The 14,517-nt window shown below is 69.7% G+C and carries 14 protein-coding genes; 5 read left to right on the forward strand and 9 right to left on the reverse strand.

Features of this window, described 5'->3' with window-relative positions; translation table 11 throughout:
* Positions 1-91: 91 nt before the first annotated feature.
* A complete protein-coding gene (gene cysG, locus MKK50_RS02960; RefSeq protein ID WP_499020293.1) occupies positions 92-1,549 on the reverse strand; it encodes a siroheme synthase CysG in 1,458 nt (485 codons plus the stop codon).
* Positions 1,550-1,666: 117 nt separating this feature from the next.
* Positions 1,667-4,354 (reverse strand): nitrate reductase, encoded by a 2,688-nt coding sequence (locus MKK50_RS02965; RefSeq protein ID WP_499020295.1) that lies wholly within the window; start codon positions 4,352-4,354, stop codon positions 1,667-1,669.
* A gap of 223 nt (positions 4,355-4,577) precedes the next feature.
* Between MKK50_RS02965 and MKK50_RS02970 the strand changes: the two genes are divergently transcribed.
* Complete coding sequence (locus MKK50_RS02970) at positions 4,578-5,018, forward strand: DUF779 domain-containing protein (protein ID WP_253371016.1); 441 nt, start codon at positions 4,578-4,580, stop codon at positions 5,016-5,018.
* Positions 5,019-5,028: 10 nt separating this feature from the next.
* Here MKK50_RS02970 and MKK50_RS02975 read toward each other — a convergent pair whose 3' ends face one another.
* The 3 genes from MKK50_RS02975 to egtB all read right to left on the reverse strand — a co-directional run bounded on the left by MKK50_RS02975 (position 5,029) and on the right by egtB (position 7,855).
* Positions 5,029-5,430, reverse strand: coding sequence for a DUF992 domain-containing protein (locus tag MKK50_RS02975; protein WP_499020297.1), 402 nt, complete (start codon positions 5,428-5,430; stop codon positions 5,029-5,031).
* Between the two features lie 139 nt (positions 5,431-5,569).
* Positions 5,570-6,547 carry an L-histidine N(alpha)-methyltransferase gene (egtD, locus tag MKK50_RS02980; protein WP_499020298.1) on the reverse strand — a complete coding sequence of 326 codons (978 nt, stop codon included), beginning with the start codon at positions 6,545-6,547 and terminating at the stop codon, positions 5,570-5,572.
* Between the two features lie 45 nt (positions 6,548-6,592).
* On the reverse strand, positions 6,593-7,855 hold the full coding sequence (gene egtB / locus MKK50_RS02985; RefSeq protein WP_499020299.1) for an ergothioneine biosynthesis protein EgtB: 1,263 nt from the start codon (positions 7,853-7,855) through the stop codon (positions 6,593-6,595).
* A 221-nt stretch (positions 7,856-8,076) separates the two neighbouring features.
* On the opposite strand from egtB, the gene murI reads away from it, so the two are divergent.
* Positions 8,077-8,952, forward strand: coding sequence for a glutamate racemase (gene murI, locus MKK50_RS02990; RefSeq protein ID WP_499020301.1), 876 nt, complete (start codon positions 8,077-8,079; stop codon positions 8,950-8,952).
* Positions 8,953-8,961: 9 nt separating this feature from the next.
* Here murI and MKK50_RS02995 read toward each other — a convergent pair whose 3' ends face one another.
* Positions 8,962-9,519 (reverse strand): metallophosphoesterase family protein, encoded by a 558-nt coding sequence (locus tag MKK50_RS02995; RefSeq protein WP_499020303.1) that lies wholly within the window; start codon positions 9,517-9,519, stop codon positions 8,962-8,964.
* 274 nt (positions 9,520-9,793) lie between these two features.
* On the opposite strand from MKK50_RS02995, the gene MKK50_RS03000 reads away from it, so the two are divergent.
* Positions 9,794-9,994 carry a hypothetical protein gene (locus tag MKK50_RS03000; RefSeq protein WP_253371026.1) on the forward strand — a complete coding sequence of 67 codons (201 nt, stop codon included), beginning with the start codon at positions 9,794-9,796 and terminating at the stop codon, positions 9,992-9,994.
* Positions 9,991-10,188: a hypothetical protein gene (locus MKK50_RS03005; protein ID WP_499020304.1), complete on the forward strand. Its 198-nt coding sequence runs from the start codon at positions 9,991-9,993 to the stop codon at positions 10,186-10,188. Before MKK50_RS03000 ends, MKK50_RS03005 begins: the two co-directional genes overlap by 4 nt.
* Before the next feature lie 86 nt (positions 10,189-10,274).
* On the opposite strand, the gene MKK50_RS03010 is transcribed toward MKK50_RS03005, so the two are convergent.
* The 3 genes from MKK50_RS03010 to MKK50_RS03020 all read right to left on the reverse strand — a co-directional run bounded on the left by MKK50_RS03010 (position 10,275) and on the right by MKK50_RS03020 (position 12,763).
* Positions 10,275-10,619 (reverse strand): diacylglycerol kinase, encoded by a 345-nt coding sequence (locus MKK50_RS03010; RefSeq protein WP_499020305.1) that lies wholly within the window; start codon positions 10,617-10,619, stop codon positions 10,275-10,277.
* Entirely contained in the window at positions 10,616-11,671 is a 1,056-nt protein-coding gene (locus MKK50_RS03015) for an AbrB family transcriptional regulator (RefSeq protein ID WP_499020307.1), read from the reverse strand. The genes MKK50_RS03010 and MKK50_RS03015 overlap by 4 nt, the downstream gene beginning before the upstream one ends.
* A gap of 120 nt (positions 11,672-11,791) precedes the next feature.
* Entirely contained in the window at positions 11,792-12,763 is a 972-nt protein-coding gene (locus MKK50_RS03020) for a LysR substrate-binding domain-containing protein (protein ID WP_499020309.1), read from the reverse strand.
* Between the two features lie 155 nt (positions 12,764-12,918).
* Between MKK50_RS03020 and MKK50_RS03025 the strand changes: the two genes are divergently transcribed.
* Positions 12,919-14,511, forward strand: coding sequence for a catalase (locus MKK50_RS03025; RefSeq protein ID WP_499020310.1), 1,593 nt, complete (start codon positions 12,919-12,921; stop codon positions 14,509-14,511).
* The last annotated feature ends 6 nt before the right edge of the window (positions 14,512-14,517 follow it).

The raw sequence follows: 14,517 nt of genomic DNA on the forward strand, positions 1-14,517 counted from the left end.
GGCAACGCCCCTCACATCACAGAGCCGGGGCGGGCCGCAAGCCCGCGCGACGCCGCAAGGCCTGCAGTCGCGCGGGGCCTGTACAGGAGGTTCAGGAAGCTTCCGCCCGGATCTCGACGTCCCGATCCACGCTGCGTGCGTTGTGCCGGCGCAGGGCCTCGCCGACCATCAGGAGCGCCGGCCCTTCGAGCCCGGAGGCCTCGACCCGCTCGGCGAGGTCGGCGGCGGTGCCGGCCACCGTTGCCTGCTTGGCTCGGGTCGCGTTGAACACGACGAGGGCCGGCGTCTCGGGGGCGAGCCCCTCGGCGATGGCCCGCTCCAGCAGCACGCGCAGCGTGCGCTTGGGCATGTAGACGATGGTGGTGACGCTCCGGTCGGCGAGCGCGCCCCAGTTCAGATCCTCGGGCAGCGCCCCGCGCCGGTCGTGACCGGTGACGAATTGCAGGCGACGGGCCGCATCGCGATGGGTCAGCGATACGCCGAGCGCCGCCGCCGCCCCCTGCGCCGCGCTGACGCCGGGAACGATGGTGCAGGGGATGCCCGCGGCCTCGCAGGCCTCGATCTCCTCGCCGGCCCGGCCGAAGACGAGCGGGTCACCGGATTTCAGCCGCACCACCTGCTTTCCGGATTTGGCCAGCGACACCATCAGCGCGTTGATGTCGTCCTGGCGGCAGGACGGGCCGTGGCCGGTCTTGCCGACCAGCATGGTGCGTGCCTCGCGGCGGGCATAGTCGAGGATCTCGGGGGCGACGAGGTCGTCGTACAGGATCACGTCGGCGTTGCGTAAGCTTCGCAGGGCCTTGAGGGTGAGGAGTTCGGCGTCACCCGGCCCGGCGCCGACAAGCGTCACCGCGCCGCCGAGGGGCAGCGCCTCGGCCTGACCCATCAGGTCGGCAAGGTCGGCCTCGGTCGGCGTGCGGTCCGGTTCGGCGAAGGCGCGGTCGGTGAAGCGCTCCCAGAAGCCGCGCCGCTCGGCAAAACCGTGGAAGCGGGCCGAGACCGCCTCGCGCCAGTCGCGGGCGGCGCCGACCCAGTGCTTGAAGCCGCGCGGCAGCATCGCCTCGATGCGCGCCCGCACCGTCTGCCCGAAGACAGGGGCGGCGCCCTCGGTCGAGATGCCGACGACGAGCGGCGAGCGGTTGACGATGGCGCCGAACTTCACGTCGCAAAGATGCGGCCGGTCGACCGCATTGACGATGGCGCCGGCCGCGCGCGCCGCCGCGACGAAGGCGACGCAGTCAGCTTCGTCCTCCATGGCGCCGATGGCGAAGGCCGCGCCCTGCAGGTCTTCCAGGGTCCAGCGGCGCTCGTGCAGGGTCACCGAGCCGGCGGCGATCTCGGCCGGCACACCGCGCAACTCCTCGCTCGGTTCTTCGGCATAGACATCGACCCGCGCGCCGGCGGCGGCCAGCAGCTTCACCTTCCAGGGGGCGCCGCCATTGGAGCCAGCGAGCACGGCGCGCTTGTCCTGAAGCGGCACGAACACGGGGAGCACCGCCAGCGGCTCGAGGCCGGCGCGGGTTTCGCGGGGTTGGCGGGGCGTGCTCATGGTCTGTGTGTACGACTCGACTCAGGGGTCCGGTCCGCCTCGCTCATCCGCGCCGAGGCTGCTTTGCAGCACCTCAGGAAGAGGGCGAGAGTGGGACGTAGAGCCTGAAAACTGCGCCTACGCAGCGCTGCGCGCAAGCGCCGGTGCGAGAAGCTTGCGGATCTCAGGGATGCATGAGCCGCAATTCGTTCCCGCCTTGCAGGCCGCGCCCACCGCCTCGACCGAGCCGGCCCCGGCGGCGATAGTCGTGGTGATGACGTCGAGCCCGACGCCGTGGCAGGCGCAGACCACCGGACCGGCCGAGGCCGTCGCCGCCCGGCCCGAGAGCAGGGTGCGCCGGTCGATGGCGTCGATGTCGGGGGCGGCGAATACCGCCTTGGCGAGTTCCCAATCCGGCCGCCGATCCCCCGGCGCCACACTGAGCGCGGCCACGAGGCGGTCGCCGCGCGTGACGACGCAGCGGTAGAGTCCGCGGGCGTGATCGACGTACTCGGCCAGTTCGTGGCCGGGGAACATCCCGCGCACGGATAAAGCCATCTCCCGCGAGCCCTCCCCTGTCGCGAAGAGGAGACCGAAGCCGCCGGAGACGGTCGCCCGTGCCCACCACCAGCCGGCGGGGGCCGCCTGGGCGTCGCGCGTCAGCAGGTAGCCGCGGGATCGGTAAGCCACCGCCTCGACGGAGGCCGGCGTCGCCTTCAGTTCGGGCTGGCCCGAGACCGGATCGGGGATGCCGCGGGCCAGCGCAGCCGCGCGCCCGTGAGAGGCGGTCATGTCAGACCAGTGCATCGGCGCGAAGATCGAGCCCGGCAGAACGGCGTCCGTCACCGTCACTTCGAGGATCGCGCTGCCGAGATCGGTGGTGATGCGCGCAAATCCCCCGTCATTCAGGCGGTAGCGGGCGGCGTCGTCGGGGTGGATCTCGACGAAGGGCACGGCGCGGTGCCCCGAGAGGCGCTGGCTTTTGCCCGTGCGGGTCATGGTGTGCCAGTGGTCGCGGATGCGGCCGGTGTTGAGCACGAGCGGGCGCTCGGCGGTCACCGGCTGCGCCAGGGCGGGCGGCTGCACGGCAACGAAGCGTGCGCGCTGATCGAAGGTGTAGAAGCGCCCGTCGGCGAAGAGCCGGGCGCGGCCCTTCTTCCCGTCCGCTCCGCGCTTCGGCACCGGCCACTGTATCGGCCGGTGGGCATCGTAGCCGCGCTCACTCATCTCGGCGAGGCCGCCGAGGTCGAAATCGCGGGTGCCCTCGTTCTCGAAGGCCGAGAGCGCGGCGTGCTCGCGGAAGATGTCGGCGGCGGACTTGTAGGCGAAGGCTTCGCCGTGGCCGAGGCGGCGGGCGACGTCGCACAGTATCGCCCAATCGGCCCGCGCCTGCCCCGGCGCCTTCAGGAAGGCGCGCTGGCGCGAGATGCGCCGCTCGGAATTCGTCACCGTGCCGTCCTTCTCGCCCCAGGCGAGCGCCGGCAACAGCACGGTCTTCTTGCCCGTCGCGCGGGCGCTGTCGCTGGTCGCGACGGCCTCCGAGACGACGTAGAGGTCGAGCCCCTGGATCGCTTCGCGGATCCGGTCGGCCCGCGGCATCGAGACGAGCGGATTGGTGCCGATCACCCACAGCGCCTTGATCTTGCCCCGCTCGATCGCCTCGAATAGGGCCACCGCCTTCATCCCCTCGCCGGTGATGATGTTGGGCGCCTTCCAGAAGCGGCGCACCCGGTCCACCTCCTCGGGGGCGAAGTGCATGTGAGCGGCCAGCATGTTGGCCAAGCCCCCGACCTCGCGCCCACCCATGGCGTTGGGCTGGCCGGTGAGCGAGAGCGGCCCCATGCCGGGCTGTCCGATCCGCCCGGTCGCGAGATGGCAGTTGATGATGGCGTTGCCCTTGTCGGTGCCCTGGGCCGACTGGTTCGCCCCCTGGCTGAAGGCGGTGACGACCCGCTTCGTCTTCGCGAACAGTTCGAAGAAGGCCTGCACGTCGGCTTCCGCCAGCCCCGTGGCGCTGGCGGTGGCGGCGACATCCGGCGCGATCTGCCGGGCGCGCTCCAGAGCGCCCTCGAAGCCGGCGGTGTGCGCCTCGATGAAGCGTCCGTCGAGCTTCGCCTGTCCGGCCAGATAGGCAAGCAGGCCGGAGAACAGCGCGGAATCGGTGCCGGGCTGGAGGCCGAGATGGAGGTCGGCCTCCTCCCCGGTCTGCGTGCGGCGGGGATCGACGGTGACGATCCGGGTGCCGCGGCTGTTGCGCGCATCGACCATGCGGCGAAACAGGATCGGGTGGCACCACGCGGTATTGGAGCCGACGAGCACGATCAGGTCGGCCTCGTCGAGATCCTCGTAGCAGCCGGGTACGGTGTCGGAGCCGAAGGCGCGGCGGTGGGCGGCGACGGCGCTCGACATGCACAGCCGCGAATTGGTGTCGACATGCGGCGTGCCGAGGAAACCCTTCGCCAGCTTGTTGGCGACGTAATAGTCCTCCGTCAGGATCTGGCCCGACAGGTAGAAGGCGATCGCGTCCGGCCCGTGCTGCTCGGCGATCCGCCTCAAGCCCCCGGCGACCGTGCCGAGCGCGCCCTCCCAGGTCGCGGTCTGGCCATCGACGGTCGGGGCGAGCAGCCGGTCGCCGAGATCGACGGTCTCGCCGAGCGCCGAGCCCTTGGAGCAGAGGCGGCCGAAATTCGCGGGATGCTCGGGATCGCCCGCGATCGCCACCCCGCCCTGGCCGTCCGGCGTCGCGAGCACGCCGCAGCCGACGCCGCAATAGGGGCAGGTCGTCTTCACTGCGGGCGCGGCGAGATCGAGGGCGGGCTGAGACATCGCGAATCCTCGGCGGATCTTTTCGCCACACGGACGTTTCGCCCGAGATCGCAAAAGTCGGGCCGCTCGCTCGCACACCGCCGAAGGTGGCCGAAAGTCCAAGCCGTTTCAGATGGTTCGGGCCGATCCTCGCCTGCTATCCTCGGTGGCGCTTCCGGCCTCATGGATATCCGCCGGCCCGGCCTCAGATAACCATGAGAGAACGATCAGGGAGACGAACACCATGAGCGAGTCCGCGAGCCCCCAGCCCGAGCGGATCGATCCCGTCACCGCCGAACAGGCGGACAATGCCGGCACGCCCCTGCGGGTGACCGCGACGCCCGCGGCGCTCGAACTGATCGAGGAACTCAAGTCGGAGTACGGCCCGGTGATGTTCCACCAGTCCGGCGGTTGCTGCGACGGTTCCTCGCCGATGTGCTACCCCGTGGGCGACTTCATCACGAGCGACGGCGACGTTCATCTCGGCCGCGTCGGCGGTGCGGACTTCTTCATCTCACGCTCGCAGTTCGAAGTCTGGAAGCACACCCACATCATGCTCGATGTGGTGCCCGGCCGCGGCGGCATGTTCTCGCTCGAGAACGGCCGCGAAAAGCGCTTCCACGTCCGCTCGCGGCTGTTCACGCAGGCGGAGAACGAGGCATTGTCCGGCGCCTGCCGATTGTAGGCGCAGGCCGTCAGCGCAGGCCGATCTCCGTGCGGCTCTCCGCGGCGAGGCGGAGGTCCGTCTCCGCCGCCGCGTCGAGCGGGGAGAGGCGTGCCGCGGTGCCATGCAGGGCGCCCGCGGCGTCACCGTTGAAGCTGCCATCGAGGAGGCCGGGGCGGCTCGTCCCGTCGGCGGTGACCACCCGCCACGCCAGGATGCGCGGACCCGCCTCGCCCTCGCGCGGCGGAAGCAGCGCGGCGTAGGGCCGGCGCTGGCCATCCTCGGCGACGAAGGTGCAGGCAGCGACCCGCGCCGTGCCGAAGACGAGCCCGAGATCGGTGTGGGTCTCGCAGGTCAGCGTTCCCGCCACCCTGCCCTCTCCGGTGGCATCGGTCGTGCGCGCGTCGGCGGCAGTGGCGAGGGTCGTGCGCATGGAAACGACTCCGCATGGAAGAGTCGCCTCCACGAGGAAGTGTTGCCGTTGATCATGATCGGCCCGCATTGCCGGCCGATGTTGTGGCGATGCCCGATTGTTTCGTCGGGCATCGCGATCACGCAATCACAGGCCCAGCTTACGCCTCGCGCCGCAGGGCGTGGACCGAGAACAGCCCGTCCGGGTCGGTCCAGGCCTCGAGCGAGGCCCAGCCGGCACGGGCGGCGAGCGCCCGGAACCCGTCGAGGGTGTACTTGTAGCTGTTCTCGGTGTGGATCGATTCGCCCTCCGCGAAGGCGAAGCTGCGGCTGGCCACGCGCACGGTCTGCGCCCGGCGGCTGACGAGATGCATCTCGATGCGCGAGGCCGCCTCGTTGAAGAAGGCCCGGTGCGTGAAGTCTTCGAGGCTGATCTCGCCGTCGAGTTCGCGATTGATGCGGTGGAGAAGATTGAGGTTGAACGCGGCCGTGACCCCGGCCGCGTCATCGTAGGCCGCCTCCAGCACGGCCCGGTCCTTCACGAGATCCACGCCGAGCACCAGCGTCGCGCCCGGTCCCAGGATGCGGCCGAACACATCGAGGAGGCGGGTCGCCTCGCCGGGCTCGAAATTGCCGATGGTCGAGCCGGGGAAGAAGCCTGCCAGAGGCCGCTCGCCGAAGCCGTCGGGCAGGGCGAAGGCGCGGGTGAAGTCGGCGACCACCGGCTCGACAGTGAGATCGGGAAAGTCGCCGCGCAGGGTTTCGGCCTGTTCGCGCAGGAACTCGCCCGAGACATCGACGGGGAGATAGGCCGAGAGGCTCGGCAGGTGCCGCAGCAGACGCCGCAGCTTGGCGGTCGAGCCGCTGCCGAACTCGACCAGCGCCGCACCCTCCGGCACCAGGGCGGCGATCTCGGGGCCGCGCGCGTCGAGGATGCCGAGCTCCGTCCGGGTCGGGTAGTATTCCGGCAGGACGGTGATCTGCTCGAACAGGGCGGAGCCGGCGGCGTCGTAGAAATACTTTGCCGGCAGCGCCTTCGGGCTCGTGCCGAGCCCGTCCCAGACATCGGCCAGGAACAGGCCGTTCTCGGAGATGGGGGCGGCGGGGCTCGATGCCGTCAGGCGGGGGTCGATCGTCAAAGGCTTACTCCGGGACCGCGGGAGGGTTGGGGGCGAGGCGGGGGATCAGCCCTGCGCGTCGGCGAGCCGCAGGCCGGTGAACTGCCAGCGCTGGTGCGGGTAGAAGAAGTTGCGGTAGCCGGCCCGCGCATGCCCGTCCGGCGTCGCGACCGAGGCGCCGCGCAGCACGTACTGGCTCGACATGAACTTGCCGTTGTACTCGCCAAGCGCACCGGAGACCGGGCGGTAGCCCGGATAGGGGCCGTAGGCGCTCCGGGTCCATTGCCAGACGAGGCCGAAGGCGTCGTCGATCAGGCCGTCGCGGGCGGCGACCTCCCACTCGGCTTCCGTCGGCAGATCGCGGCCGGCCCAGCGGGCATAGGCGTCGGCCTCGAAGTAGCTGACATGGGTGACGGGCGCGGCCGGATCGACGGCCTTGCGGCCGGCGAGCGACATCATCGACCAGTTCTTGTCATCCCGGAGCCAGTAGCCCGGCGCCTCCCAGCCCTCGCGCTGGACGCAGAGCCAGCCCTCGTTGAGCCACAGCTCGGGCCGCGCGTAGCCGCCGTCTTCGATGAAGGCGAGCCAGTCGCGGTTCGTCACGAGGCCGCGGTCGATGGTGGCGCCGAGCATCAGCACGTCGTGGCGCGGACTCTCGTTGTCGAAGGCAAAGCCGTGCCCGTCATGGCCGATCCGGGTGATGCCTCTTTCAAGAGCAGCCTTACCGGCGCTTGCCTGCGCGTTGGGCATCGCCCAGCCCGTATCGTAGACGGGATCGAGCGGGTTCTGCGCGAAGGCGTGCAGGATGTCGGTAAGCATCAACTCCTGATGCTGCTGCTCGTGGTAGAGGCCGATCTCCAGGATCGGCAGGGCGCGCTCCAATGCCTCGTCCGAGGTTTCGCGCAGCCACACCGTCACCGCGCGGTCGACATGGGTGCGGTAGGCGGCGGTCTCCGCCATGGTCGGCCGGGTGATCATCCCGCGCAGGAAGCGCGGCTGCCGCGGGCCCGCCTGCACGTAGTAGGAGTTGAACAGGTAGTGCAGGCGCTCGTCGTAGATGGCGTAGCCCGGCAGGTGCTCGCGCAGCAGGAATTGCTCGAAGAACCACGTCGTGTGCGCCCGGTGCCACTTGGTCGGGCTCGCATCCTCCATCGACTGGATCTGCTGATCCTCGGGCGAGAGCGGCGCGGCGCGCCTCTCGGTCTCGTCGCGCACGGTGCGGAACGCGGCGATCCATGCGTCGCGGTCGATCGGTCGGGCGTCGAGCGGGGGCGGCGGGAAGGCCGCGCCGCGCTCAGGGTGGGTGAGACGTGCTGCACCGGCTGCCATTGTTGGAATCTCTTCCTCCGTTGCGCGCCGGAAATAGACGCCGAATGTCGTCTGACAACGTGGAGGCCCGCCAAGCTGTTCGTCGCACCCCTTGTCGCACCTGCAGCCGCCATCGCCCGAAGCGCAGCCTTTTTGCAGCCGCAGTGAGGTGTCCTTAACCGTCGTGGACGGACACTCGACGCCCCACGGTTTCTAGGGATGCGCGAGCCCGGGCGGCGGTGATGCGGATCGATCTGATGGCAGGGGCGACCCTTTCGGCGGCGTTGCCGGCGCAGAATTCTCAGCCGGTCATCCTCGTCTTCGATTCCGGCCTCGGCGGTCTCACCGTGCTGGATCAGGTGCGCCGCGCCCGGCCGGATGCGTCCTACGTCTACGCCGCGGACGACGCGGCCTTCCCCTACGGTGCCCTGACCGAGGAACGGCTGGTGGCGCGGGTGATCGCGGTGATGGAGCGACTGCTCCTGCGTCACGCCCCCGACCTCGTGGTGATCGCCTGTAACACCGCCTCGACCCTGGTGCTGCCGGCGCTGCGCCAGCGCTTCGTCACGCCCTTCGTCGGCGTGGTGCCGCCGATCAAGCCGGCCGCCGCGCTGACGCGGACCCGTCTCATCTCCCTGCTCGCCACCCCCGGCACCGTGGCGCGGGCCTATACCCACGATCTCGTCGCGAACTTCGCGGGCGATTGTGCCGTGACGCTGGTGGGCTCGAAGAACCTCGCGGGCTACGCCGAGGCCGAGATGGCCGGCGAGCCGGTCTCGGACGCAGCGATCCTGGCTGAGATCAGGCCCTGCTTCGTGGAAGGGGCGGATGGACGACGCACCGACGTGGTCTGCCTCTCCTGCACCCACTACCCGCTGCTGCTGCCCCGCTTCGAGCGCCTCGCCCCCTGGCCGGTCACTTGGATCGACCCGGCTCCCGCCATCGCCCGTCGGGTGATCCAGCTTCTCGGCGAGATGCCCGCGCACGCGCTCGACGCGCCGCCCGCCTGCGCCGTGTTCACCGGCGGGGCCGGGCTCAATCCGGCGCTTGGCCGCTCGCTGGAGCGGCGGGGCCTGTCCGAGACGGTGATCGAGGCGATGCCGCTGACGCTGTGCTGAGACGGGACGTCAGCGCATCGCCCACGCTGCCAGTTCCTCCGGCACCAGCGTCGCCGCATCCTGCCGGGCGATGATCTCCGCGAGACCGACCGGCGAAAAATCCCAGGCATCGACGCCGACATCGCAGGAGCGGGTGGTGTCGGGTAACGTCGCGTGGGTGTGTCCGTAGAGGTGGCGGGTCTCGCGCCACAGGCCGGGCCAGGCGCGGTGGGCGTAGTGCGCCAGGAACAGCCGCCAGGACTGGCCGGTCTCGTCGGTCACCGAAATCCGGACGCTTTCCACCGGCGACTCGGCCCAGGGTAGGTCGAGCACGCGGTTGCTATCGTGGTTGCCCCGCACCAGCCGCTTGATGCCGTTGAGCCGGGCGAAAACGCTGGCGCAATGGTTGCGGCTCGCATGGGCAGCGAAGTCGCCGAGATGCCAGACCTCGTCCGCCGCCCCGACCCGCGCGTTCCAGCGGGCGATCAGCGCCTCGTCATGCGCCTCCACCGAAGCGAAGCCGGTTCGCCGACGCTCGACGAGCCGGGCGTCGCCGAAATGGGTGTCGGCGATGAAGAGGGTTGCCATTCGTTCTTCACGAAGATGTGAGAGGCGTCGTTGGGCTCGGAGGGGAGGAGCCGGCTTCGCGTGCACCACGATCCCAACTCGCTCGACGCCGCCGGGTCTCCGTCGCAAACAACAACAAAAGGCACAATTCTGCCGATCTGCTGTCCGGAGCCACATGAATGGGGCAGGTTCCCCGGCGGATGTGTCGAAATGCGCAGGATTTTTCAGAGGACTTGTGGCGAAGTGTCACCTGTGTCGCTCGGCTCACCTGCACAAACGTGCTAGCGCGGCTGCCATGCCGGTCTGGACAAAAATCCTCATTGTCGTCGCCATTGCCGTGATCCTGACGGCGTGGGGATGGATGCTGGACGTGAGCCTGTCCGCCGTCCATGCGTGGCTTCTCGACCGGATCGGCCATACCGGGATGCGCCTTCTGATCGGGACGATGGTGTTCGCGGGGGCCTGGGCCCTCTGGAAGGAGACGGAGGATCGATGAGCCGGCCTTTCGCCGTCGCGCTACTGGCGCTGTCTCTCTATCTCGGCGTGCTGGATTGCGCCGTGAATCTCGGCTTCTCGGCGGTCCATGCGTGGCTGCTCGATCTGGTCGGCAGGGCCGGCCTGTGGATCGTCATCGCGGCCACCCTGTTCGGCGGTACCTGGGCTGTCTGGAGCGAGCAGGAAGACGGCTGACGGCCGGCTTCGAAAATGATGCTCTGGGCTTTTGTTATTGCATCGTCCTTTTCCGAAAGCCGGTAGCCACCTTTCGGGACGATGCTCTAAAACCTGTCGATCACCGCGGCAGCCCAGATCAGGGCGGCGATGACCTGCGTCAGGAACGCGCCGGCCGAGGCCAGATCCTTCACGATGCCGATCCGCTCGTGCCGGCCGGGATGGAGGTGGTCGCACAGCTTCTCGATCGCGGTGTTCAGGAGTTCCGCCCCGAGCATCAGCAGCAGGCTGGCGATGAGCGCCACCCGCACCCACAGGCTGCCGCCGAGAACGAGCGCCACGGGCAGGCCGAGCGCCAGCAGGACGAGTTCGAGCCGGACCGCCCGTTCGGTACGACCGCCATGGACGAGGCCGCGCCAGGAATTTAGGAAGGCGAGGTAGAGCGCGGTCACGGCCTCTCCCCTGGAACCGCCCGGGCGATCCACTTGGCGAGGATCGGGCCGGTCGCCAGCACCACGAACAGGCGCAGGGTCTGCACCGCCAGCACGAACGACACATCGACCCGCGAGCCGACGGCGATGATCGCCACCGAATCGAGCCCGCCCGGACTGGTGGCCAGGAAGGCGGTGAGGAAATCGATCGGGAGCCAGTGGGTGAGGATCCAGGCCCAGACGCCGCAGAGCAGGATGATCCCGATGGTCGCCGCCAGCACCCCCGGCAGCGCGTGGAGCGTCTCTTCCAGGGTGCGCCGGTTGAAGCGCAGCCCGACATACCAGCCGACCGCCGCGTAGGCCGCATCGAGCACCGGCGCGGGCAGGGCGATGTCGAGAAGGCCGGCAGCGTGCAGGCCCGCACCGAGCAGCATCGGCCCGATCAGGGGGGCGGAGGGCAGCCGCAGCAGCGACGCAAGGCCGAACCCGGCGGCGGCGACCGCGATCGTCGCCGCGAGGCCGGGCCAGCTCCACGTCTCGCCGGGAGCGCCCGCGCCGGACGGGCCGGCGACGTCGGCGAGAAGGCGCGCGGCGAGCGAGGCCGAGAGCACCACGGCGGCGACGCGCACGTACTGCATGAACGCGACCAAGCGCGGGTCGGCGCCGTAATCCTCCGCCATCGCCACCATGGCGGCGGCTCCGCCCGGCGACGAGCCCCAGGCCGCCGTCGTGCCGGGCAGGACGCGCAGCCGCGTGAGCGCCAGCCCGGTGAGCGCGCCGGCCGCGACCGTCACACCGACGACCGCGAGGATGATGAGCCCGTCCTCGCGCAGGGTCGCGGCGATCTCGGTGGTTGCGGAGCGGGCGACGAGGCAGCCGATCGCCGCCTGGGCTGCCAGGAAGAGCGGCCGGCCGAGCGAGAGTCCGGCGCCGCGAACCCCGAAGGCGATCGCGGCAAGCATCGGCCCGAGGAGGAAGGCGGCGGGGAAATGCGCGCGGCTCAAGCCGTAGGCGAGAGCGGCCGAGACGGCGACGAGCGCCGCCCAGCGCAGGAGGATGCGGGTCTCGGGCACGGGCCTGGATGCTGGATCGCGCGGGGGAAGAGCGGGAGAGGAATTGCGCGTGGCCCGCGCTACACGCTCTTCCCCGAACTGTCACGGCACGGGGCCGGGGCGCCGACTTCGGCGGCGGGCTCAGGCGGTCCACCGCTCCCGCTCGCCGGGCGGTGGGACACCGTAGGCCTCATCCTCCCGGCAGGCGGCGGTGCCGGGCGGCGCGTGCGCCCGGAAGAAGGCCGCGAGATGCGCGAGGCCCGCCGCCCGCGGATCGCTGGAACGCCATGCCAGAGCCAGGGTGCGGCCGGGGCCCTCTCCCTCGAAGTGGCGCACCACCGTCAGCCCGGTCGGATCGGGGCCGGAGGGAATCGCCAAGGCCGGAATCAGGGTATAGCCGGCGCCCGCCGCCACCATCGAGCGCAGGGTTTCGAGGCTCGTGGCGTGCCGGCCCGCGCCGCGCAGGGTACCGCAGGCGGCGATGGTCTGGTCGCGCAGGCAATTGCCCTCGTCGAGCAGCAGCAGGTCCGGCCCGCTCAGGTTTTCCGCCCGCGGCGCCGCACCCTGGGCGAAGGCGTGGTCCACCGGGCAGGCGAGCCGGAATGGCTCGACGAAGAGCGGCGAGAGGGTGAGCCCCGAAGCCGCGACCGGCAGGGACACCAGGGCCGCGTCGATGCGCCCATCACGCAAGCCATCAAGGATCTCGGCGGTGCGCGCCTCGCTGAGCGCCAGCGTCAGAAGGGGAAATTCCTGGCGCAGCAGGCGCAAAACCAGGGGGAAGTAGTAGGGCCCCAGCGTCTGGATCGCGGCCAGCACCAGCCGGCCGGTGAGCGGCGAGCCGCGCCCCTCGACGGCGAGCGCCAGCAGGCGCTGCGCCTCGCCGAGCACCACGCGGGCCTGCCGCACGATCCTCTGCCCCGCAACCGTCAGCAACACGCGACGGTTGGACCGCTCGAACAAGGTCAGCCCGAGCGCATTCTCGAGTTTGCGCACCTGTACGGACAGCGTCGGCTGGCTCACGTTGCAGCGTTCGGCGGCCCGGCCGAAATGCCCCTCGTCGGCGACGGCGACGACATATTCGAGATCGCGCAGGGAGAGTCCGGATAGGTTCATAGGCTGCATCTATCACGTCGTTTGTAATGATGCATTTGCCAATGGGTCATGCCTGGGTCATACCTGCGAGCGAGAATGGTTCCAGGTTTCGGCCCGCTGGCTCTCGCCTGCGCTGGCCGACCGAACCATCCGATGTTTCAAAGAGAGAGTGACGCATGAGCGAGAACCGCCCGATTCTGACGACCCGCCAGGGCCATCCGGTCCGCGACAACCAGAGCACGCGCACGGTCGGAGAGCGGGGACCGGCGACGCTCGAGAATTACCAGTTCATCGAGAAGATCACTCATTTCGACCGCGAGCGGATTCCCGAGCGTGTGGTGCATGCCCGCGGCGCTGGCGCGCACGGCTACTTCGAGGCCTACGGCAAGATCGGCAACGAGCCGGCTTCCAAGTACACCCGCGCCCGCGTGCTGAACGAGACCGGTGTGAAGACGCCGATGTTCGTGCGCTTCTCCACCGTGGCCGGTGCCAAGGAATCGCCCGAGACCGAGCGCGACCCGCGCGGCTTTGCGGTGAAGTTCAAGACTGTCGAGGGCAACTGGGACCTCGTGGGCAACAACCTCAAGGTCTTCTTCATCCGCGACGCGATCAAGTTCCCCGACATGATCCACGCGTTCAAGCCGGATCCGGTGACGAACCGCCAGGAGGCATGGCGCTTCTTCGACTTCGTGGCGCAGCACCCCGAAGCGATCCACATGGTGACTCACCTGAAGTCGCCGTGGGGCATTCCGGCCAACTATCGCGAGATGGAAGGCTCGGGCGTCAACACCTACAAGCTGGTCAACGACCAGGGCGAGGCCGTGCTCTGCAAGTTCCACTGGGAGCCCAAGCAGGGCGTCCGCAACCTGACCTCGGCCCAGGCGGCGGAGATTCAGGGCAAGGACGTCGGCCACGCGACGCGTGACCTCTACGACAACATCAGCGCCGGCAACTTCCCCGAGTGGGAATTCTGCGTGCAGATCATGCCCGACGGCCCGAACGACCACCTGTCGTTCGATCCGCTCGACGACACCAAGCTGTGGCCGGTCGAAGACTTCCCGCTGCTGCCGGTCGGCCGCATGGTTCTCGACCGCGTGCCGGACAACTTCTTCGCGGAAGTCGAGCAGTCGGCCTTCGGCACGGGCGTGCTCGTGGACGGCATCGACTTCTCGGACGACAAGATGCTGCAGGGCCGGACGCTGTCCTACTCGGACACGCAGCGCTACCGCGTCGGCGCCAACTACCTGCAGCTGCCGATCAACGCGCCGCAGCCCGGTGTGAAGGTCTATTCGAACCAGCGCGATGGCCAGATGACCTACGGCGTCGATGGGACGGGCCAGAACCGGCACATCAACTACGAGCCGTCGACCCTCGGCGAAGGGCTGCGCGAGGCGCCCAAGCCGGCACGCGACTACCACCAGCCGGTGAGCGGTAATCTCGGCCGCTACCAGACCTCGCGCACCGAGGACGACTACACCCAGGCCGGTGTGCGCTACCGTTCGTTCCAGGATTGGGAGCGCGAGGATCTGATCGCCAATCTCGTCGGCGACATGAAGCAGTGCCCGGAAGCCATCCAGCTTCGGATGGTCTGGCACTTCTGGCACGCTGATGAGGATTACGGCCGCCGCGTCGCGGAAGGAGCCGGGATCGATCTGGAGAAGGCCAAGGCCCTGCCGCCCCTCCCCGGCCGTGCCGCCCCGCACAAGCGCCTCCAGGCAGAGACCTACACCGACGGCAGCACCGCCTCGCACAAGGTTGCCGCCGAGTAAGGCCGA

This window comes from Methylobacterium sp. J-043, assembly GCF_022829505.1.
In the GTDB taxonomy this organism is placed as follows: Bacteria; Pseudomonadota; Alphaproteobacteria; order Rhizobiales; family Beijerinckiaceae; genus Methylobacterium; species Methylobacterium extorquens_A.